This is a genomic window from Rothia uropygialis, assembly GCF_004137765.1.
In the GTDB taxonomy this organism is placed as follows: Bacteria; Actinomycetota; Actinomycetes; order Actinomycetales; family Micrococcaceae; genus Rothia.
In genome coordinates this window covers 296,690-316,293 of the sequence record NZ_NOIS01000002.1, presented here as the reverse complement: position 1 = coordinate 316,293, position 19,604 = coordinate 296,690, and the positions used below count along the sequence as shown (strand labels likewise).

At 62.3% G+C, this 19,604-nt stretch carries 20 protein-coding genes; all 20 read left to right on the top strand.

Annotated elements, in window-relative coordinates; all coding sequences use genetic code 11:
* Positions 1–154 precede the first annotated feature (154 nt).
* The 20 genes from dtd to carA all read left to right on the top strand — a co-directional run bounded on the left by dtd (position 155) and on the right by carA (position 19,601).
* Complete coding sequence (gene dtd, locus EWV35_RS05040) at positions 155–592, top strand: D-aminoacyl-tRNA deacylase (RefSeq protein WP_129658731.1); 438 nt, start codon at positions 155–157, stop codon at positions 590–592.
* A gap of 34 nt (positions 593–626) precedes the next feature.
* The gene (locus EWV35_RS05035) at positions 627–2,015 is read left to right on the top strand and encodes a replication-associated recombination protein A (RefSeq protein ID WP_238654167.1); all 1,389 of its coding nucleotides are present in this window, start codon (positions 627–629) and stop codon (positions 2,013–2,015) included.
* Positions 2,016–2,325: 310 nt separating this feature from the next.
* Positions 2,326–2,997: a hypothetical protein gene (locus tag EWV35_RS13430; protein WP_238654166.1), complete on the top strand. Its 672-nt coding sequence runs from the start codon at positions 2,326–2,328 to the stop codon at positions 2,995–2,997.
* A gap of 289 nt (positions 2,998–3,286) precedes the next feature.
* Positions 3,287–3,928, top strand: coding sequence for a 30S ribosomal protein S4 (gene rpsD, locus EWV35_RS05025; protein WP_129359589.1), 642 nt, complete (start codon positions 3,287–3,289; stop codon positions 3,926–3,928).
* A 150-nt stretch (positions 3,929–4,078) separates the two neighbouring features.
* Positions 4,079–4,516 (top strand): DUF948 domain-containing protein, encoded by a 438-nt coding sequence (locus tag EWV35_RS05020; RefSeq protein WP_129658729.1) that lies wholly within the window; start codon positions 4,079–4,081, stop codon positions 4,514–4,516.
* Complete coding sequence (locus EWV35_RS05015) at positions 4,513–5,016, top strand: hypothetical protein (RefSeq protein WP_129658727.1); 504 nt, start codon at positions 4,513–4,515, stop codon at positions 5,014–5,016. Before EWV35_RS05020 ends, EWV35_RS05015 begins: the two co-directional genes overlap by 4 nt.
* 72 nt (positions 5,017–5,088) lie before the next feature.
* The gene (gene alaS, locus EWV35_RS05010) at positions 5,089–7,773 is read left to right on the top strand and encodes an alanine--tRNA ligase (protein ID WP_129658725.1); all 2,685 of its coding nucleotides are present in this window, start codon (positions 5,089–5,091) and stop codon (positions 7,771–7,773) included.
* 28 nt (positions 7,774–7,801) lie between these two features.
* Entirely contained in the window at positions 7,802–8,323 is a 522-nt protein-coding gene (gene ruvX, locus EWV35_RS05005; RefSeq protein WP_129658723.1) for a Holliday junction resolvase RuvX, read from the top strand.
* A complete protein-coding gene (gene mltG, locus EWV35_RS05000) occupies positions 8,320–9,534 on the top strand; it encodes an endolytic transglycosylase MltG (protein ID WP_129658721.1) in 1,215 nt (404 codons plus the stop codon). The genes ruvX and mltG overlap by 4 nt, the downstream gene beginning before the upstream one ends.
* Positions 9,504–10,460, top strand: coding sequence for a shikimate dehydrogenase (locus tag EWV35_RS04995; protein WP_238654164.1), 957 nt, complete (start codon positions 9,504–9,506; stop codon positions 10,458–10,460). Before mltG ends, EWV35_RS04995 begins: the two co-directional genes overlap by 31 nt.
* Positions 10,461–10,534: 74 nt before the next feature.
* Entirely contained in the window at positions 10,535–11,755 is a 1,221-nt protein-coding gene (aroC, locus tag EWV35_RS04990; RefSeq protein ID WP_129658719.1) for a chorismate synthase, read from the top strand.
* Positions 11,752–12,288 (top strand): shikimate kinase, encoded by a 537-nt coding sequence (locus tag EWV35_RS04985; protein WP_165168353.1) that lies wholly within the window; start codon positions 11,752–11,754, stop codon positions 12,286–12,288. Before aroC ends, EWV35_RS04985 begins: the two co-directional genes overlap by 4 nt.
* Positions 12,289–12,347: 59 nt before the next feature.
* Positions 12,348–13,448, top strand: coding sequence for a 3-dehydroquinate synthase (gene aroB, locus EWV35_RS04980; protein WP_129658715.1), 1,101 nt, complete (start codon positions 12,348–12,350; stop codon positions 13,446–13,448).
* Between the two features lie 98 nt (positions 13,449–13,546).
* Complete coding sequence (gene efp, locus EWV35_RS04975; protein ID WP_129658713.1) at positions 13,547–14,110, top strand: elongation factor P; 564 nt, start codon at positions 13,547–13,549, stop codon at positions 14,108–14,110.
* Complete coding sequence (gene nusB / locus EWV35_RS04970) at positions 14,107–14,520, top strand: transcription antitermination factor NusB (RefSeq protein ID WP_129658711.1); 414 nt, start codon at positions 14,107–14,109, stop codon at positions 14,518–14,520. The genes efp and nusB overlap by 4 nt, the downstream gene beginning before the upstream one ends.
* Before the next feature lie 318 nt (positions 14,521–14,838).
* Positions 14,839–15,501, top strand: coding sequence for a bifunctional pyr operon transcriptional regulator/uracil phosphoribosyltransferase PyrR (pyrR, locus tag EWV35_RS04965; RefSeq protein ID WP_129658709.1), 663 nt, complete (start codon positions 14,839–14,841; stop codon positions 15,499–15,501).
* The gene (locus EWV35_RS04960; protein ID WP_129658707.1) at positions 15,498–16,481 is read left to right on the top strand and encodes an aspartate carbamoyltransferase catalytic subunit; all 984 of its coding nucleotides are present in this window, start codon (positions 15,498–15,500) and stop codon (positions 16,479–16,481) included. The genes pyrR and EWV35_RS04960 overlap by 4 nt, the downstream gene beginning before the upstream one ends.
* An 8-nt stretch (positions 16,482–16,489) precedes the next feature.
* Positions 16,490–17,812 (top strand): dihydroorotase, encoded by a 1,323-nt coding sequence (locus EWV35_RS04955; RefSeq protein WP_129658705.1) that lies wholly within the window; start codon positions 16,490–16,492, stop codon positions 17,810–17,812.
* 6 nt (positions 17,813–17,818) lie between these two features.
* Positions 17,819–18,409: a PH-like domain-containing protein gene (locus EWV35_RS04950; RefSeq protein WP_193554079.1), complete on the top strand. Its 591-nt coding sequence runs from the start codon at positions 17,819–17,821 to the stop codon at positions 18,407–18,409.
* 4 nt (positions 18,410–18,413) lie between these two features.
* Positions 18,414–19,601: a glutamine-hydrolyzing carbamoyl-phosphate synthase small subunit gene (gene carA, locus EWV35_RS04945; protein WP_129658703.1), complete on the top strand. Its 1,188-nt coding sequence runs from the start codon at positions 18,414–18,416 to the stop codon at positions 19,599–19,601.
* The last annotated feature ends 3 nt before the right edge of the window (positions 19,602–19,604 follow it).

Sequence of the window (19,604 nt, the reverse complement as noted above, 5' to 3'; positions counted from 1 at the left end):
GGACGGGAGCCAGAACCGTGTCTTCGCCCGACGCTAATTACTGTGGGTTTGGGCATACACAGGTTCTCAGAAGCCGCGCCGCAATAGTGCACTGAGTTGAGCAAGGCCGGTCGAGCGCCCATCCATGCTCCAACACCTTGTCTAAACTGGCCGCATGCGAATAATCCTGCAGAGAGTCGAACGCGCGAGTGTCACGGTTTCAGATGTGGTGGTGGGAGAAATCCAAGAGCCTGGTCTCCTCGCCCTCGTTGGAATCACTCACGATGACGCAGACGCCGAGATCGCCAAGCTCGCGGAGAGGACCTGGAATCTCAGGCTTCTGGACGGGGAGAAATCCTGCGCCGATGAGGCGGCTCCGATTCTGGCGGTCAGCCAATTCACCCTCTACGGAGATGTCAGGAAGGGGCGGCGCCCATCGTGGTCCAAGGCGGCCCCGGGGCCCGTATCCGAACCGCTCTTCAATCAGTACGTCTCGGCCCTTCGGGGAATGGGTGCCCGGGTTGAGACCGGCCGGTTCGGTGCGGACATGAAGGTGGAACTCGTCAACGATGGTCCGTTCACCGTGGTTCTGGACAGTGAGGATCTTCTCTGATCCAGCCTCGACTCCGCTCGGATAGGCTGGGCCTGTGACGCAATCACTATTCGACACTCCCGACGATTCCTCGCCGAACGATCCAGTACGCGGTCGTTCAGCCGGCCCCAAAAGCCCTCTGGCGGTCCGGATGCGGCCGCGCTCGGTGGAGGAAATAGTCGGTCAACAGCATGCCCTCAAGCCTGGGTCGCCTTTGCGGGTTCTGGCAGGGGAGGACGCCGGACCGGCGGGTCCCTCGTCCGTCATACTGTGGGGGCCTCCGGGGACGGGGAAAACGACGATCGCGCACGTGATCGCGAGAGGTTCGTCCCGCAAATTCGTTGAACTCTCCGCCGTGACCGCGGGCGTCAAAGACGTCCGTGCGGTCATGGATCAGGCGTTGAATGATCGGGACATCCGAGGAATCACCACCGTACTATTTTTGGACGAGATCCATCGGTTCACCAAGGCTCAGCAGGATGCACTGCTGCCGGGCGTCGAAAACCGGTGGGTCGTGCTGGTTGCGGCGACCACGGAGAATCCTTCCTTTTCGGTGATCTCTCCGCTGTTGTCCCGCTCAATACTGGTGACCCTCAAGCCTTTGGAGGACGAGGACATCGGCGACCTGTTGGATCGTGCGGTTTCGGCCGAGCGGGGATTGCGCGACCAAGTCGTCCTTTCGGAGGCGGCCCGCAAGCATTTGGTGGAGTTGTGCGGGGGAGACGCCCGGCGGGCACTGACCGCCCTCGAAGCGGCGGCGGCCGTCGCTTATGGTGAATCCCAGGACCAGGAAGCCCCTGTTGAGATCACGGGCAAGCATACGGAAGAGGCCCTCGACACAGCGGCCTTGCGTTATGACAAAGGCGGGGATCAGCATTACGACGTGATTTCGGCTTTCATTAAGTCGATCAGGGGATCCGACGTCGACGCCGCGCTTCACTACCTTGCCCGCATGATCGAGGCGGGGGAGGATCCGCGTTTCATCGCTCGTCGGTTGGTGGTTCACGCGAGTGAGGATATCGGAATGGCGGATCCTACGGCGCTCCAGACGGCCGTGGCCGCGGCCCAGGCGGTCCAGCTCATCGGGTTGCCCGAGGCGAGAATCAACCTGGCCCAGGCGGTGATCCACCTGGCTACCGCGCCGAAATCCAATGCGGTCATCACCGGAATCTCGGAAGCAATAGCGGATGTTCGTGGAGGAAAAGCCGGTGCGGTGCCTCCGCATGTGAGGGATGCCCACTACGCGGGGGCGACACGTCACGGTCACGGCGAAGGCTACGTGTACCCCCATGATGTGCCGAACGCCGTGGCGCCCCAGCAATACGCGCCGGATGAGCTCCGGGGACGAGAATACTATCGGCCCACCGAATATGGAGCCGAAAAGCCATTACGGCAACGACTAGGAATAATACGAAGAATCCTCGGTGGATTCCGGTCCAGTTAGTTAGCTAAACAAATTTAGAGTAAAGCTAACCGGTTTCCGGGAGGGCAGTCGAATGTTTTTGTGACGTGTCCCGGTGAGAAAATTTTTTCATAACTATCTTGTGGAAGAGTATTCGCAAGTCAACTAAAAGATTGTCTTAGACACGCCCGCCCCGGAGGCCCTATCAGTGCATTCTGATGTGCACTGAAAGAGTTGCATTCTAGTACCATGATTTCCCATAGCCCGAAGTTCACTTTCTATTGTGTGACTAGCCCGGGGTTATGCCTTGTTGATTGTCGGACGCCTCGTCCGCCTGACTCGAAAGCAGAGTATGACTCACAACATCTCTCGTCGCACCCTCGCCAAGGGTGCCGCCTGGTCCGCCCCTATGCTCGCGGCATCCGCCACCGTGCCCGCGTTCGCGGCGTCGCAGCCCCCCTCACCTGCACCCATCTCGACCGATCCGTGTTTGACACCGGAGGAGGTCCAATCGGGCAACTGCGCCCGTGCGGTCCACGCCTTCAACAATTTTTTGGGTGTTAGGACTTACACACTCGCTTTTGGAGGCTTAGCTAACGCAAACCTTCAGTACAGCGTCAGTGCAGCGGCGAAGTGCTGGCCGTGGGCTCAGCTTATGTCGTTCAAAACCTACGATGGCGGTTCGAATAACCACCAGGTTCCCCGGCCCTCCGTTGTGCTGCCGCGAGAAGGAGGGAGGTCGTTTACGGGCCGTGCAACCCTGGGGAGTGTGGCGTCGTGGGGCGTCAAAGACGGTGTGCCCCTGAGTGCCAATATTCAATGGGACAAGTCAACCCATACGGACAAATTGGATTGGAAGGATGCCCAGGTCACCATTCCCCTTCAGGCCGCTTGGAGCAATGTTGGTTATGGCAGCCACGTCTGCTTTTTCGACTTGAAGTTCGAGCTGAGCGGTGGTTATACGGGCTTTTATGGAACCCGTAGGCGTATGAATAATATTCGCTTTGTCCTTCACGGTCAGTGAGGCGCACGCCGATTCTTAAAGACCGGGCGCGGCGCATGCGAGCCACGTGTGACGCACCCGGCCCCTGGGTTCTGGTCCATGCGCCGCCTTTCGGCTAGACTGGATCGTTGGCTGGCAAGCTCCCCAAAACGCACCTGCGGGTGATCACCGGGGTAGTTGTAGCGAGGGTTGCGGCTGACCCAGAGCTCTCCACCGTGCGAACCGTGCACGGAATCATGGAGGCCAGTTACACCAGAACAAATGATCGTGGGCCACCGCGCCCAACGATCAACCGCATGAAAGGCACAACGTGGCAACTACCACTAAGAGCAAGCGCGCCCGTAACTTGGTGCGCAAGTCTCGTGCCCTCGGAATCCCGCTGACTCCGAAGGCCGAGAAGTACTTCGAGCGTCGTCCCTACGGTCCCGGCCAGCACGGCCGTGCCCGCAAGAAGGCCGACTCCGACTACGCCGTTCGTCTGCGCGAGAAGCAGCGTCTCCGCGCGCAGTACAACATCCGCGAGGCTCAGATGCGTCGCGCATACGCCGAGGCCAAGCGCGTCGAGGGTCAGACCGGTGAAAACCTGGTCCAGATGCTCGAAACGCGTCTGGACGCCCTGGTCCTCCGTGCAGGCTTCGCCCGCACGATCTCCCAGGCACGCCAGATGGTCGTTCACCGCCACATCATGGTGGACGGCGTCCGCGTGGACCGTCCGTCTTTCCGCGTGAAGGAAGGCCAGCTCATTCACGTTCACCCCCGCTCCGAGAAAATGGATCCGTTCCAGATTGCCGCCACCGGCGCCAACCAGGACGTCCTTCCGGACACTCCGGCGTACCTGAACGTGGAGATCGACAAACTTCACGCAAAGCTTGAGCGTATGCCCAAGCGCAGCGAAGTTCCCGTGACCTGCGAGGAACAGCTCGTGGTCGAGTACTACGCCCGCATGGTGTAAGTTTTCTCGCCTAGCTCTGATGGCCCGGGCATATGCCCGGGCCATCACGGCTTTAACGGTCCCCATGCCGTAAACTGGCACAGGTCCCGGTGAAAGCCCCTCTCAGGAGCCGGGAACCAGAAGATTCCATCAGAGGAGACGGGTGCATTCATGACGGGCGGAGCAATCGCAGGGCTAATCGCGGCCGCAGTATTTGCCATCCTTGTGGCGCTGCTCGCGATGCCCATCATCAAGCTCGGCAAAGTCTTCGACGAAGTCCGGGAGACGGTACGGCAGATCAACGCCGGAACCGGTCCCCTCATCGAGGAGGTCACGCGCACAGTGACCACAACCAATTCACAATTGTCCAAAGTGGACGGCATCACCGACAACGTCTCGGACGCCTCCGCCAACGTCTCTGCGCTCTCGAGCCTCGTCGCCTCGACCGTGGGCCAGCCGCTCATCAAAATGGCGTCATTCTCCTACGGAGTCCGCAAGGCCTTCCGTGGGGAGGGCGCAGAAGAGAAAGACGCGGCTAGCAGCGACCAGGCGCCCACCGGAGAAACAGGGCACGCGGGTGCCCACCAGAGCCCAGGAGAAGACGGATGAGCTGGTTATCCAAAGCCGGTCTGTTGCTCGCCGGTGCCGCAGCCGGTTACGTCGCGTCCAAACGTGGCGGACAGATCGTTCACACCGCCCAAGAACTAGTGGTGAGGGATCCCATGCAGGTCAGCAAGCGTGACGGCGGCCAAGGCACCGCGGACAAGATCTGGTCCTCGCCCGTCATGACTCCCGTACGGAATGGCGCGCTCAAGGCCTTGAAATTCGCGGCCACCGTGAAACAGGGAATGGCTGAACGAGAAGAACAGCTCACCGAAAAGTACGCGAACCAAAAGAAGGACATCCGTCCCGGTTCCCTGGACACTTGGGGCCGCCCCCGGACCGCGGATTCGGACTCGCGAAGCGGTGAGAGCCTGCCAGGGGAGCGAGGACCCTCAGAGGTCATCGAGCACGCCGCGCCCGATGCATCGGGCAGCCCCGCTCGGGACTCGGATCTGCCCCCGGACTTTTTCCTCGACTCCGGAAACGACCCCCAGAATTCCCGTTAGCGCGCAACGCAACCGCGCCCACGGACAGAAAACGCTCAAACAGGCACTCAGGACGAAGGACTTATAGCCGATATGCTCTCCCAGGAAATCAAGCAGCGCTGGATCGAATTCTTCGAAGAGCGCGGACACACTGTGGTCCCCTCTGCTTCCTTGGTCTCGAACGAAGCCGGAGCGATGTTCACGATCGCCGGCATGGTCCCGTTCATCCCCTACTTTCTCGGCCGGGAGAAGGCACCGTACAGCCGTGCGACTTCCGTGCAGAAATGCATCCGCACGCTCGATATCGACGAGGTCGGCAAGACCGCGCGTCACGGAACGTTCTTCCAGATGGCCGGCAACTTCTCCTTCGGCGACTACTTCAAGGACGAGGCGATTCCCTTCGCCTACACCCTGCTGACCACCCCGCAGTCCGAGGGTGGATTCGGCCTGGACCCCGATCGCCTCTGGGTGACCGTGTACGAAGGCGACCAAGAGGCCTTCGACATCTGGACCCGCAAGGTCGGATTCCCGGAAGAACGCATCCAACGCATGAACATGCAGGAAAACTACTGGTCAACCGGCCAGCCCGGGCCGGCCGGCCCCGACTCGGAAATCTTCTACGACCGAGGCCCGGCCTACGGCAAAGAAGGCGGCCCCGCCGCCGACGACGACCGCTACATTGAAATCTGGAACCTCGTGTTCATGCAGTTCCAGCGCGGCGAGGGCATCGGCAAGGACGACTTCGAAATCCTCGGTGAGCTTCCGAAGAAGAACATCGATACCGGTATGGGACTCGAGCGCCTTGCGATGCTGCTGCAAGGAGTCGAGAACTTCTACGAGACCGACCAGGTCCGCCCGGTTCTCGACGCCGCATCCGAACTCTCCGGGAAGAAATACTTCGGTTCCGAGTCCTCCGCGGACGAAGGCTACGAAGACGATGTGCGCCTGCGCGTCGTCGCCGACCATATTCGATCATCACTCATGCTGATCTCCGACGGCGTCACGCCGTCGAATGAGGGGCGTGGGTACATCCTGCGGCGCCTGCTGCGTCGAGCCATTCGGGCCATGCGCCTTCTCGGCGTGACCGAACCGTGCTTGCCCGTGCTGTTCCCCGCCTCCCGGGACGCGATGAAGGGCGCCTATCCCGAGGTCGCCGACGACTTCGACCGGATCTCGCGCATCGCCTACGCGGAAGAGCGTGCGTTCCTTCACACGATCGAGTCAGGCACTACGCGCCTGAACGAAGCGGTCCAGCACGCCAAGACCGGCGGGGGATCGGTGAGCGGAGAAGAAGCTTTCGCTCTTCATGACACCTACGGTTTCCCGATCGACCTGACCCTCGAAATGGCCAGCGAAGCCGGCGTGTCCGTGGACGAGAAAGCATTCCGCTCCCTCATGGAAGAGCAGCGCCACCGGGCCCAGGCCGATGCGAAGGCCAAGAAGGGCTCCCACGCGGACCTCGGCGCCTTCCGGCAGCTGGTCGACGAGCGCGGTTCCGTTTTCACCGGTTACACCCAGCTCAGCGGCGAAAGCACCATTCGCGCAATCCTTCAGAACGGTGTGACCGTGCCTGCCGCTTCCAAGGGCGAGACGGTGGAAATCGTGCTCGACGAGACCCCTTTCTACGCCGAAGCCGGTGGCCAGGCCGCAGATACGGGCCTCATCAGCGGAAACGGCTATTCCGTGCGCGTTCACGATGTTCAGCAGCCCGTTCGTGGTCTCAGCGTCCACCAGGGCGAAGTTATTGAGGGGGAGGTCGTCGCAGGCTCGGAGGCAAGGGCTCAGGTGGATGTCCAGCGGCGCAAGGATGCGGAGAAGGCCCACTCCGGAACCCACGTCGTTCACGCTGCCCTCCGCCGTGTCCTCGGACCGGAGGCCGTCCAGCGCGGCTCCTTCAACAAAGAGGGCTACCTGCGCTTCGACTTCGCCTGGACCGAATCCCTCTCGGAGACTGTCCGTGAAGAGGTCGAAGGCCTGTCCAATACCGCGATCCGTGACAATTACGAGGTCATCACTCGTGAGATGCCCCTCGCCGAGGCCAAAGCCATGGGGGCCATCGGCCTGTTCGGAGAGAAGTACGGTGACGTCGTACGAGTCGTCGAAATGAACGGCGACTTCTCCCGCGAGCTGTGCGGCGGTACGCACGTGTCAAGCTCCGCGGAGATCGGTTCCCTTTCGCTGCTCTCGGAGCAGTCCGTGGGCTCCGGGAACCGCCGCGTCGAGGCTCTGGTCGGTCTGGACTCCTTCAACCACCTGGCCGCCGAGCGCACGCTCGTCAACCAACTGACCGATCTGTTGAAGGTCCAGAACTCCACGGACCTGCCCGAGAAAATCAACTCGACCCTGAACCGCCTCAAGTCTGTGGAGAAGGAACTGGAAAAGCTGCGCAAGGAAAAGCTCCAGGCGGAAGCCGGGCGTTTGGTCGAATCCGCAGAGCTCATAGGCGGCGTCCGTCTGCTGGCCCACAATGCTGGGGACCTGGCCGCTGACGACGTGCGGAACCTGGCCACCGACCTGCGCCATCGCTTGGGCGAAGACGCGGCCGCCGTCGTCGTCGCAGGCACCAATAACGGCAGGCCCGTGGTGGTTGTCGCAACCAACCAGGCCGCACGGGATCTGGGTGTCAAGGCCGGTGCGCTTGTCCGCACCGCTGCCGGCGTCCTCGGCGGCGGCGGAGGAGGCAAGGACGACCTCGCTCAGGGCGGCGGGCAGGACCCGGCCAAGATCGACGAGGCCTTCACGAGTGTCAAAAGCCAGGTTGCCCAGGCCGGCAAGTAAGGAACCTGTGTTCACACGAGGAGTGCGCATGGGGGTCGACGTGGGCAACGCCCGCGTCGGCCTCGCTCTGTGCGACCCGGACGGCATCCTTGCGACGCCTCTGCAGACGTTGAAGCGCAATGCCAACACCAATTCGGATCGCCGCGTCTTGAGAAAATTGATAGGCGTGCATAATGTTACGGAAGTATTCGTGGGCCATCCACGCACCATGAGCGGCGGATCGAGCCCGTCGACGCAGATGGCGGAAGACTATGCCGAGGGGCTCGTCGCCGAGCTGGCCGACGAGGGCAGAGGCGATATACCGGTGTGGTTGGTGGACGAAAGACTCACGACAGTCTCCGCCCATCGGTCGCTCCACGAGGCTGGCGTGTCCTCTCGGGACTTCAAGTCCATGGTCGACCAGGTTGCAGCGGCTAATATTCTTCAACAGGCGGTCGACGCGCTCAAAGCCGATCGGTCCGTCGCCGGATATTGTGTTAACCCAGAGCCACGCGGCGAGTCTCCCGAGCCGTTACCCGATGACGTCGAAAAGAATGGAGAACCTTCGTGAGCGAAGATTCATCACGAAAAAACCGTGGAGAGTCTTCGGGTGATGACAATGAGTCCTTTCACGGGCTTTTCTCCCCGACAGAAGCCGAGCGACGCGCCGGCATCGAGGGTCTCCGCATCGAGCAGGAGAGTCTGACTCCTGACCAGATTCGCAGGCGTTACGCACGCCGCCGCCAAGTTCTGGTCTCGGCCACGATCATCTTTGTGATTGCTCTGGTGGCGTCGCTTGCCATCGTCGGGCCTAAAACCGGTCTTTTCGAGGTGAAGGACTATCACGGTGACGGCAACGGCAAGAACGTCAGCATCACCGTGAGCGAGGGCGATACCAACGGAACCGTTGGCCAGCGGCTCGAGCAGAAAGACGTCATCGCGAACGCGGACAAGTTCGTCGAAGTCATGGAAGACAAAGGCTCTGGCAAGTTCATTCAGCCCGGAACTTTTGAATTGCAGCAGCACATGAGCTCCGAATCCGCGATGAACTCGCTGACCGGCAGCGGCAGCGCCAAGCATTACGTCGCGATCAACCAGAACCAGCGCAAGGACGAGACGTTCGACGCGCTGGCCAAGGGCACGGGGATCAGCGTCGACAAATTCAAGACGCTCGACAAGGACCCGGGCAAGTTCGGCATCCCGAGTCAATTCGACTCGTTGGAAGGCTTCCTGCACCCCGGCGAGTACCGCTTTGCCCCGGATGCCTCGGCCGAGGATGTCATCCAGGAAATGGTCGACAAGACCAAGAAGGATCTCAAGGACGCCGGGGTCGAGGGAGACGACGAGGTGTTCCACACCGTCACGGTCGCGTCGATTCTCGAATTCGAGGCCAAACCGCGCGACTACAAGGGTGTGGCCGGTGCCATCGACAACCGAGTCAACAACGTCGACGGGGAGACACAGGGCTTCCTCCAGTCCGACGCAACCGTTGCGTACGGGCTGGGGGAGAAGACCTACCAGATCAGCAACGAGCAGAAACAGGATGCGTCGAATAGATACAACACCTTCGCGAACAAGGGCCTGCCCGTAGGGCCCATCGGTTCCCCGGCCGCGGAGGCCATCAAGGCTGCTGCCCACCCGGACCACAATGATTACTACTACTGGGTGACGGTGGACCTGGATACCGGCGAGACGAAATTCGCGAAAACCTACGAAGAGCACGAGAAGAACGTCGAGGAATACGACAACTGGTGCTCCGAGCACGAGGGCAAATGCGTCTGATCGAAACCCCGGACGCCCCCTGGGCCGCGGTCCTGGGGCATCCGGTAGCCCACAGCTTGTCACCGGTGATGCACCGGGCCGCGTATCGGGTGCTCGGCTCCGAGATCGAATACACGGCGGCCGACATCGAGGAAGAAACCCTCGCCGATGTGGTGGAGCCAGCGCTGAGGGACGGCAATTGGCGCGGCTTCTCCATCACCATGCCGCTGAAATCGGCGGCGTGCCGCTTCGCCGGACGGTTGACCGAATTCGCACAGACGGTAGGAGTGATCAACACTCTGGCGCCCGTCGGGGGAGCGGACGCTCAGGTGGTGGGGCACAACACCGACGTCTCAGGAATCGTCAACGCGCTGCTGCGAACCGGGGCGTGTACGAGTCAGGAACCGAAGGCAGCGATCATCGGCGGCGGTGGTACCGCGACCGCAGCGGTCGCGGCTCTCCACGTACTGGGAGCGGCTCGTTGCACGGTATTCGTCCGGGATCGTGCCCGGGCGGGTCGCGTCGTCGACGTTGCCGGGAGGCTGGGAATGGAACTGGACTTCCGGCCCCTGGAAGAGGCTGCTGCCGGTTTGTCCGGATTCGACCTCGTGGTCTCCACATTGCCGGCCCACGCCTTCGACGTGTATGCCCAGTCGATTCAAGGCGATCTGAGCCGGACCGCGGTCTTGGACGTCTCCTACGATCCGTGGCCATCCGATCTCGCTCAGGCCATCAGCGCTTGCGGCGGGACGCCGGTCTCGGGACGTGAAATGCTCTTGTACCAAGCCGTCGACCAGATCAAACTATTTACCGGGCAAAGCCTTTTCGAAGCCTTGCCGAGCCAGGAGGCAGTGCTCTCGGCCATGGCCGAGGCTCTCGGCCTCACGCCGCGGACCGATGAGCCGCGCCTGGTCTGCGACGACAAACTGCTTCGGCCCAGAAACTAAGGGCCGCCACGACGCCGTTGCGCCGGGGCCCCAAGGCCGGGCCCCAAACGATCACCGAAAGATGAGGTAACACCGTGACATTGCGTTGGCTGACCGCCGGAGAGTCCCATGGAGAGGCTCTCGTCGGAATCATTGAGGGCGTTCCCGCGGGCGTCGAGCTCACCTCGGAGGACATCCGCCGTGCCCTGGCCCGGCGCCGCCTCGGATACGGTCGCGGTGCCCGCATGAAATTCGAGGAGGACCGCGTCAGGATCTTGGGGGGCGTTCGGCACGGGCTGACCCAGGGCGGCCCCGTGGCGATCGAAATCGCCAATACGGAGTGGCCGAAGTGGACCGACGTGATGTCCTCGGATCCCGTGGATCCGGACGTGCTCGAGGGACGGGCCCGTAACGCCCCGTTGACGCGCCCCCGCCCCGGTCACGCGGATTTCACGGGAATGCAGAAATACGGTTTTTCGGAAGCCCGTCCCGTCTTGGAGCGCGCCAGCGCGCGAGAGACAGCGACACGAGTCGCGCTCGGTGTGGTCGCCTCCCAGATTCTCAAAGCTTTGGGAGCCGGGCTGGTCAGCCACACCACGGCTATCGGGTCGGTTTCGGCGCCGGAAGATGCCCAACGTCCGGTGCCTCGTGACGTCGACGCGCTCGACGCCGACCCCCTTCGGTGCTTCGACGCGTCCACCTCCGAAGCGATGGTCGCCGAGGTGGACGCCGCGCACAAGGACGGCGAAACGCTCGGCGGCGTCGTGGAGGTCCTCGCCTACGGGCTCGTGCCGGGTCTGGGATCCTACGTTCATTGGGACCGCCGTCTCGACTCCCGCTTGGCAGGCGCCCTCATGGGAATTCAGGCGATCAAGGGAGTCGAAGTGGGGGACGGTTTCCTGACGGCCGCCCGCCGAGGGACGGAAGCGCATGATGAAATCACCCAGGACGAGCATGGTCGGGTTCAGCGCACCTCGAACCGGGCGGGCGGCATTGAAGGTGGGATGAGCATCGGCGACGCCCTTCGGGTGCGTGCCGGAATGAAACCCATTGCGACGGTGCCCCGGGCATTGAAGACCGTGGACACGTCCTCCGGAGAAGCCACCACGGCCCATCACCAGCGGTCTGACGTATGCGCGGTACCGGCCGCAGGAGTTGTGGCCGAGGCGATGGTGGCCCTCGTTCTTGCGGATGCCTACACCGAGAAGTTCGGTGGGGATTCGATCGAGGAGACACGGAGAAACGTTGATGCCTACCTCGCCTCGATTCCCGAAGAACTGGATTTCGCCCCGAATACCGAAGGATGGGATTCATGAGCTCCGGAGAACAAGGACCCGTGATCCTGATCGGGCCGATGGCCGCGGGCAAGTCCTTCCTGGCCCTGCACCTGTCCAAATTCTTCGGCTACGGATTCGTCGATGTCGACCAATTGATCGTCGAACGCCACGGCGTCATCGCCGAACTGTTCGTCGAATACGGCGAGAAGTATTTCCGGGACATAGAAGCCGATACCATCGAAATGCTTCTTCGCTCTCCGGACCATCGGAACTCCGTGATCTCCATCGGCGGCGGCGCCCCCATGACCGAGCGGGTACAGAAGATCCTCGACGGACATACCGTGGTGTATGTGCTGGTGGACGATGAAACCGTGCGGCCCCGTATCGAGGGGAACACCACACGGCCGATGCTCCAGCCGGATCCGATTGCGCGGTGGCACGAGCTCTTCGAGGCACGCCGCGAGACTTATGAGAGGCTCGCGACGATCGTCCTCGACGGACGGGGCGACCGGGAGATCTCATCGATGGCGGACGAACTCCACCGAAGCATCCAACAGATACGGTCCGCCTGAACGCGGACAAACGGCAACGGGACAGCACTGCTCCCGACGCAGCAGACCAGGAGGATCACATGGCCGACGGGCCCTCAGACGCAACGCGCATTCCGGTCACCGGAACGCAACCCTCGGAGAACTACGACGTTCATGTGGGTCATGATCTGCTCGGGAAGCTCCCCGAAATCCTCGGCCCTCGCGTGCGCCGAATCCTCGTGATCCATCCGCGGGCACTACGCTCGACGGGTGAGCTGGTCATGAACGATCTCAAGGCGGCCGGTCTTGAATCCTTCAGCGCCGAGATCCCGGATGCCGAAGAAGGCAAGCACGTCCAGGTCGCAGCATTCTGCTGGCAGGTGCTCGGCCAGAACGACTTCACGCGTTCCGACGCGATCATCTCCGTGGGCGGAGGCGCCGTGAGCGATGTCGCCGGATTTGTGGCGGCCACCTGGCTCAGGGGCGTGCGCGTCGTCCACATCCCCACAACGCTGCTCGGAATGGTCGACGCGGCCGTGGGCGGCAAAACCGGCATCAATACCGCCGAAGGGAAGAACCTCGTGGGCTCATTCCACCCTCCGGCGGCCGTCCTATGCGATATCGGAACGTTGAGGACCCTTCCGGTCAACGAACTGGTCACCGGACTCGCCGAAGTGATCAAGTGCGGCTTCATCGCCGATCCGGAGATCCTCGACCTGATCGAGGCGCAGCCGGAAAAGATCCGTGATTCGCAGTCTGCCGTGATCCGGGAACTCATCGAGCGATCCATACGCGTCAAAGCCGAGGTCGTCTCCACGGATCTCAAGGAATCCGGGCGAAGGGAATTCCTGAATTACGGACACACCCTGGGCCACGCGATCGAACTGAACGAACGTTACCAATGGCGCCACGGTGCCGCGGTTGCGGTCGGAATGATGTTCGCGGCCGAACTTGCGAGCACCGCTGGCAACTTGGAGGAAAGCGTCGTCGAGCGCACGCGTTCCATCCTGGAGATGGTCGGGTTGCCGACGACGTACCGGGGCGACCAGTGGAAGAAATTGCTCGACGGTATGCACAGGGACAAGAAGGCCCGCGGAAACCTGTTGAGATTCGTGGTTTTGGACAAGATTGCCTCCCCGCGAATCATGGAAGTTCCGGACGAGTCCATCCTCTTCGCGACGTATCAGGAGATCGCTTCCTGAATCGCCTCTCACAAGGGCGTTACAATAATTACCGATTCATTTTCATGGTGCACGCGATTCGCAGCGTGCCATCGAAAAATCTGCCAAAAGGAGTGTTCGTGGCAACGACCAACGACATCAAGAACGGAACCATCCTCAAGCTGGACGGAAATCTCTGGGGCGTCATCGAGTTCCAACACGTCAAGCCGGGTAAGGGCGGTGCGTTCGTGCGCACCAAGTTGCGCAACGTCAACAGCGGCAAAGTAGTCGACAAGACTTTCAACGCCGGTTCCAAGGTCGACGTCACCACCGTGGATCGCTCGGAGTACCAGTACCTGTACCAGGACGGCTCCGACTATGTCTTTATGGACAACAAGACTTTCGACCAGATTTACGTCCCCGGCTCTGTCGTTGGCGATGCCGCCAACTTCATGCTCGAGAACCAGAACGTGACGTTGGCTCTGCACGACGGCGCTCCCTTGTACATCGAATTGCCCCCGTCGGTAGTCCTCGAGATCACCTACACCGAGCCGGGTCTGCAGGGCGACCGCTCGACCGGAGGCAACAAGCCCGCGACCCTCGAGACCGGCGCGACCATCCAGGTCCCGCTGTTTGTCGAGCAGGGGACCAAGGTCAAGGTCGACACCCGTTCCGGCGATTACCTGGGTCGCGTCAACGAGTGAATTCGAGGACGAAGGCGCGCGTTCGCGCCCTGGAAGTTTTGTTCGAGTCCGAGGAACGCCAACAGGACACCCTCGAGGTGCTCCGTCGTCGGCGTCTCCACACGGCCGCGATCATTTCGGAGTATTCCGAGCGGATCGTCCGCGGGGTAGTCGACCATGATGAAGAGATCCGGGAGTTCGTGGAAACGTACTCCAAGGGATGGACCATGGACCGCATGCCGTCCGTGGATCGGGCGATCCTGCGCTTGGGGGCATGGGAATTGCTCTACAACGACGACGTCCCGGATGCCGTAGCAGTTTCGGAGGCGACCGGCCTGGCCAGGACGCACTCAACCGACGACTCGCCGCGGTTCATCAACGGTCTGCTGGGCAGATTGCAGAAGGTCAAGCCGACCCTGTTGACGGAATAGGAAGCCAACGACGCCGCTGGGCAGCCTGCCTGGCGGCGTCTTTCGCATGTTTGACGAACGTTCGGCCTGGCGAGGACGATATGACTCCGCGGCGGTGTTGGAGAGCCCGATCGCAGGGCCCAACCGCCGAATGCATGTGGCTAAGGCCTGTTGCATGGTGTCCAGGGCCTGGCCGTACGATGCCGCGGCGGACCGCCGAAGACACATTTCGGTCCCGCGGATCGTGCCGGCGTGACCCTGTGATACTTTTGGCCCAGATGAGAACATCTTGCTGACCTTTAAATTCCGTCCTGTGAGGCGGGGAAGGAGGCAAACGCGATGACCGAAAACTCACGCAGTGGCGGCAATGCCCGAAATCGGGTATCCGAACACGCACGCGTCATTCTGGATTCTGCGGATGTCAACCGGGTGCTGACCCGTATCGCCCACGAGATCGTCGAAGCCAACAAGGGCACGAAGGATCTCGTTCTCTTGGGCATTCCTCGGCGGGGCTTTCCGCTCGCCGAACGTATTGCCCAAAAAATCGCCGCGACCGAACCGGGATTCGACCCCAGCTCTTCGTTGGGGCAACTCGACGTCACGATGTATCGGGACGACCTGCGCCGCAACACGTCCCGGACACCGCAACCGACCAGGATTCCCGCCGGCGGCATCGACGGCAAGAACGTGGTGCTCGTGGACGACGTCCTCTACTCGGGGCGCACGATCCGTGCCGCGCTGGATGCGTTGGGAGACTTCGGGCGGCCAGCGGTGGTCAGATTGGCCGTGTTGGCCGACAGAGGGCACCGCCAGTTGCCGATTCGTGCGGACCACGTCGGCAAGAACCTGCCGACCTCCCAGGACGAGTCCGTTCGCGTCTTCCTCCGTGAAACGGATGAACCGGTTGCCGTGCATACAGCGGACGCCGACCGGAATCTGGACGACTGCGTCCTCCTGGACCCGGCCCAGGCACCGGCGACCGAAGAAGCGAGCCACGCATGAGACATCTTCTCGATACCAAAAACTTGAGCCTCGACGAAGCGGTCCAGATTCTCGACACCGCCGACAGCATGGCCGAGGTCGGGAACCGCGAAGTCAAGAAATTGCCTGCGCTGCGCGGGCGGACCGTGGTCAACCTGTTCTTCGAGGATTCCACGCGAACTCGGATCTCCTTCGAGACCGCGGAAAAACGGCTGTCGGCCGACGTCATCAACTTCGCGGCCAAGGGGTCTTCGGTCTCCAAGGGAGAATCCCTCAAGGACACCGCGCAGACCCTGGAGGCCATCAACGCTGATGCCATTGTGATCCGTCACCCTTCTTCCGGAGCTCCCGCGAGGTTGGCGACGAGCGGCTGGATTTCTTCACCCGTCATCAACGCGGGGGACGGAACGCACGCCCACCCGACGCAGGCCCTTCTGGACGCCATGACCCTGCGGCAGCACCGGTCTCGACTCACCGGGGAGGAAACCCGAGGGTCGGATCTGGAGGGGATGAACGTCGCAATCGTGGGGGATGTCCTCCATTCACGCGTCGCCCGATCCAACGTGTGGTTGCTTGCGCTGCTCGGAGCACGCGTCACCTTGGTCTCGCCCCCGACCTTGCTTCCCGTCGGCATCCAGGACTGGCCGGTCGAGGTGCAGTACAGCCTCGACGAGGCCATGAAACAAGACCTGGACGCGATCATGATGCTGCGCATACAGCGCGAAAGAATGCATGCGGCTTTCTTCCCTTCCTCGGAGGAATACGCGCGACTCTGGGGTCTGACCCCTGAGCGACTCGCCCTGCTCGATGCGCAGGGGGCCGAAACCGCGATTCTCCACCCGGGGCCCATGAACCGTGGCCTCGAAATCAGCGCCGCAGCGGCCGACTCACCGAGATCCCTGGTCCTGGACCAGGTCACCAACGGTGTCTCGGTCCGCATGTCCGTTCTCTACCACCTGATGACCGGTCCGCAGGACCAGCTCCAGACCTCCGCACTGTAAAGGACCCCATGAGCACTCAGAAATATCTCATCCGCGGTGCGCGCCTGCTCGGCGAAGAAACCGCCGATCTCCTCATCGACGACGGCACAATAGCCCGGATCGGGGAGAACCTGGCCGGGCACGATGCCGACGTCATCGACGCCGACGGTCTGATCGCCCTGCCCGGACTGGTGGATGTCCACACTCACCTCCGGGAACCGGGCCGCGAGGACGCCGAAACCGTGGAAACCGGCACGCGCGCGGCCGCGGCCGGCGGATACACCGCAGTGTGCGCCATGGCGAATTCGAATCCCGTGGCCGACACCGCCGGTCTGGTCGAACAGGTTTGGGAACTCGGCCGTCAATCCGGCTGGGTGGACGTCCACCCGGTCGGAGCCGTGACGGTCGGTCTCAACGGTGAACGACTCTCCGAAATCGGCGCCATGGCCGATTCGCGGGCGCAGGTTCGCATGTTCTCCGACGACGGCAAGTGCGTCCACAACGCCGTGCTGATGCGGCGAGCCCTCGAGTACGTCAAGACGTTCGACGGTGTCGTCGCCCAGCACGCTCAGGAACCTCTCCTGACCGAGGGGGCTCAGATGAACGAGGGCAGCGTCTCGGCCGACCTCGGGCTGACCGGTTGGCCCGCCGTCGCCGAAGAAGCCATTATTGCCCGGGATGTTCTCTTGGCTCAGCACGTGGGCTCTCGCGTGCATATCTGCCATCTCTCGACCAAGGGCTCCGTGGAGATCATCCGTTGGGCCAAGGACCGCGGGGTCGATGTGACCGCCGAGGTCACCCCGCACCACTTGCTCCTCACGGACGAGTCGGTTCGCACCTACGATCCGCTCTACAAAGTCAATCCTCCGCTGAGAACACGGGAGGATGTCGAAGCCCTGCGCAATGCCGTGGCCGACGGAACCATCGACGTGATCGGTACCGACCATGCGCCCCATCCCACCGAAGCCAAGGAATGCGAGTGGGCATGCGCCGCCATGGGCATGACGGGATTGGAAACGGCGCTGTCGATCGTCCAGCAGACCCTCGTGGATACCGGAAAAATCCAATGGGCCGACGTCGCACGCATCATGTCCACCCGACCCGCCAAGATCGCACGCATCCAGGACCAAGGGCGCCCTTTGGCACCGGGCGAACCCGCGAACATCGTCCTGGTCGACCCCGAGGCACGCCGCATCGTCGAGCCGGACAAGCACCAGTCCAAGGGCCGCAATTCGCCGTACCGCTCGATGGAGGTCCCGGGAGCGGTCCGAGCGACCTTCTTCAAAGGCCATCCGACCGTTGTGGACGGCCATATCAATTCGCCGCGGGCGCTCGTCGCTCCGGCAGACTAGGAACACATGTCCTTCAATCATTTGCTGACCCTTATCTCCTCCGTGGTGCTGGCGGTCCTGGTGGTACTGCTGATCACGTGGGGGTGGAGGTCGCGGGCGAATCGTCAGTCGGGCATCGCGGACATCCCGGAGGTGCCGCGAGAACTCGACGGCGCAACGGCCGAATTCGCGTGCGACGTGCAATACGTGTGCACCACTACCGCGGGAGACTGGCTGGACAGGATCGCGGTACACGGTCTCGGCATGAAGTCCAACGGAAACGCCCTCGTGTACCCGAGCGGGTTGATTGTGACCCGCGACGGAGCGCGAGACCTCTGGATTCCCCGAGAAGACATCGAGGTCCTGCGCCGTGAATCGGGAATGGCCGGAAAATTCGTCGAGAAGAACGGCCTGGCAGTGATTTCGTGGCGATTGGGCGACCGATTGGTCGATACGGGTCTCCGAACCCGAGCCGCGGCCCATACGCCCGAGCTCATGGACCGACTGCGTGGCATCGCTCCGCAAGCCCAAACCGAGCTTCCGGCAACCCATAACACCCAGGCCTCCGAGCCTAAGCAGGATTCGTCGGATGCGTCCGCCGATCAGAAGAGGAAGTGAACTTATGACCAACGTAGGCAAGGCACCGGAACGGGCGCTCCTGGTCCTCGAAGACGGCACGATTTTCCGCGGTCGTTCTTACGGCGCCGTGGGGCAGACCCTGGGTGAAGCGGTTTTCTCGACCGGAATGACCGGTTACCAGGAGACGCTGACGGACCCCTCGTACGCGGGACAGATCGTGGTCCAGACTGCACCGCATATCGGCAATACCGGTGTCAACGCCGAAGACGCCGAATCCCGTCGCATCTGGGTCAACGGATACGTGGTCCGGGATGCGGCTCGAGTGCCTTCCAACTGGCGGTCGGAGCGCTCACTGGACGATGAGCTCGTCGAGCAGGGCGTGGTGGGGATCCAAGGGATCGATACCCGGGCGCTGACACGCCATCTGCGAAGCGCCGGCGCCATGCGATCCGGCATCTTCAGCGGAGAGTCAGCCGGCGTGCCCGAGCAGGAATTGCTCGAGCGCGTCAAGAATTCGTCCGAGATGAAGGGGCAACAGCTGGCGGACCAGGTCACGGTGGCCTCCCAGTACACGATCGAGCCTCGGGACCACGGATGGACCCAGGAACCCCTCGGTACACTCGTCGCCGTGGATCTCGGCATCAAATCGATGACGCCGCGGCGCTTCGCGGAGCGGGGCATTCGCGTGCACGTCGTTCCCGCGGACAGCACCGTGGAGCAGATCAGTGAATTGAACCCTGATGGGGCATTCTTCTCCAACGGCCCGGGAGATCCGGAGACGGCCGTTCAACAGGTCGAGGTGCTGCGCGGAATACTGCGGGCGGGCATCCCGTTCTTCGGAATCTGCTTCGGGAACCAGCTGCTCGGCCGTGCTCTCGGATTCGGAACCTACAAACTGCCCTTCGGGCACCGCGGCATCAACCAACCCGTGCTGGACCGCTCGACCGGTCGTGTCGAAATCACGGCCCAGAATCACGGTTTCGCCGTGGATGCCCCCTTGGACGGGCCGGTCACGGCCCCGGAATCGGAGTTCGGGCGTGTGGAGGTCTCGCACGTCGGCCTGAACGACAACGTCGTGGAAGGCCTCCGATGCCTCGATATCCCGGCTTTCTCCGTGCAGTATCACCCGGAAGCAGCTGCCGGGCCGCACGATGCCGCCTACTTGTTCGACCGTTTCATCGAACTCATGACAGCAACCGACTCCGCCGCCCGCCAGAAAGCAGGAAAGTAACTT

Bases quoted from the DNA above. Each gene is read 5' to 3' on its own strand.
- EWV35_RS04950 (WP_193554079.1), top strand. From the start codon at position 17,819: ATGTCCTTCAATCATTTGCTGACCCTTATCTCCTCCGTGGTGCTGGCG.
- EWV35_RS13430 (WP_238654166.1), top strand. From the start codon at position 2,326: ATGACTCACAACATCTCTCGTCGCACCCTCGCCAAGGGTGCCGCCTGG.
- EWV35_RS04985 (WP_165168353.1), top strand. From the start codon at position 11,752: ATGAGCTCCGGAGAACAAGGACCCGTGATCCTGATCGGGCCGATGGCC.
- carA (WP_129658703.1), top strand. From the start codon at position 18,414: ATGACCAACGTAGGCAAGGCACCGGAACGGGCGCTCCTGGTCCTCGAA.
- alaS (WP_129658725.1), top strand. From the start codon at position 5,089: ATGCTCTCCCAGGAAATCAAGCAGCGCTGGATCGAATTCTTCGAAGAG.
- EWV35_RS04955 (WP_129658705.1), top strand. From the start codon at position 16,490: ATGAGCACTCAGAAATATCTCATCCGCGGTGCGCGCCTGCTCGGCGAA.
- EWV35_RS04960 (WP_129658707.1), top strand. From the start codon at position 15,498: ATGAGACATCTTCTCGATACCAAAAACTTGAGCCTCGACGAAGCGGTC.
- dtd (WP_129658731.1), top strand. From the start codon at position 155: ATGCGAATAATCCTGCAGAGAGTCGAACGCGCGAGTGTCACGGTTTCA.
- ruvX (WP_129658723.1), top strand. From the start codon at position 7,802: ATGGGGGTCGACGTGGGCAACGCCCGCGTCGGCCTCGCTCTGTGCGAC.
- pyrR (WP_129658709.1), top strand. From the start codon at position 14,839: ATGACCGAAAACTCACGCAGTGGCGGCAATGCCCGAAATCGGGTATCC.
- EWV35_RS05015 (WP_129658727.1), top strand. From the start codon at position 4,513: ATGAGCTGGTTATCCAAAGCCGGTCTGTTGCTCGCCGGTGCCGCAGCC.
- aroB (WP_129658715.1), top strand. From the start codon at position 12,348: ATGGCCGACGGGCCCTCAGACGCAACGCGCATTCCGGTCACCGGAACG.
- EWV35_RS05020 (WP_129658729.1), top strand. From the start codon at position 4,079: ATGACGGGCGGAGCAATCGCAGGGCTAATCGCGGCCGCAGTATTTGCC.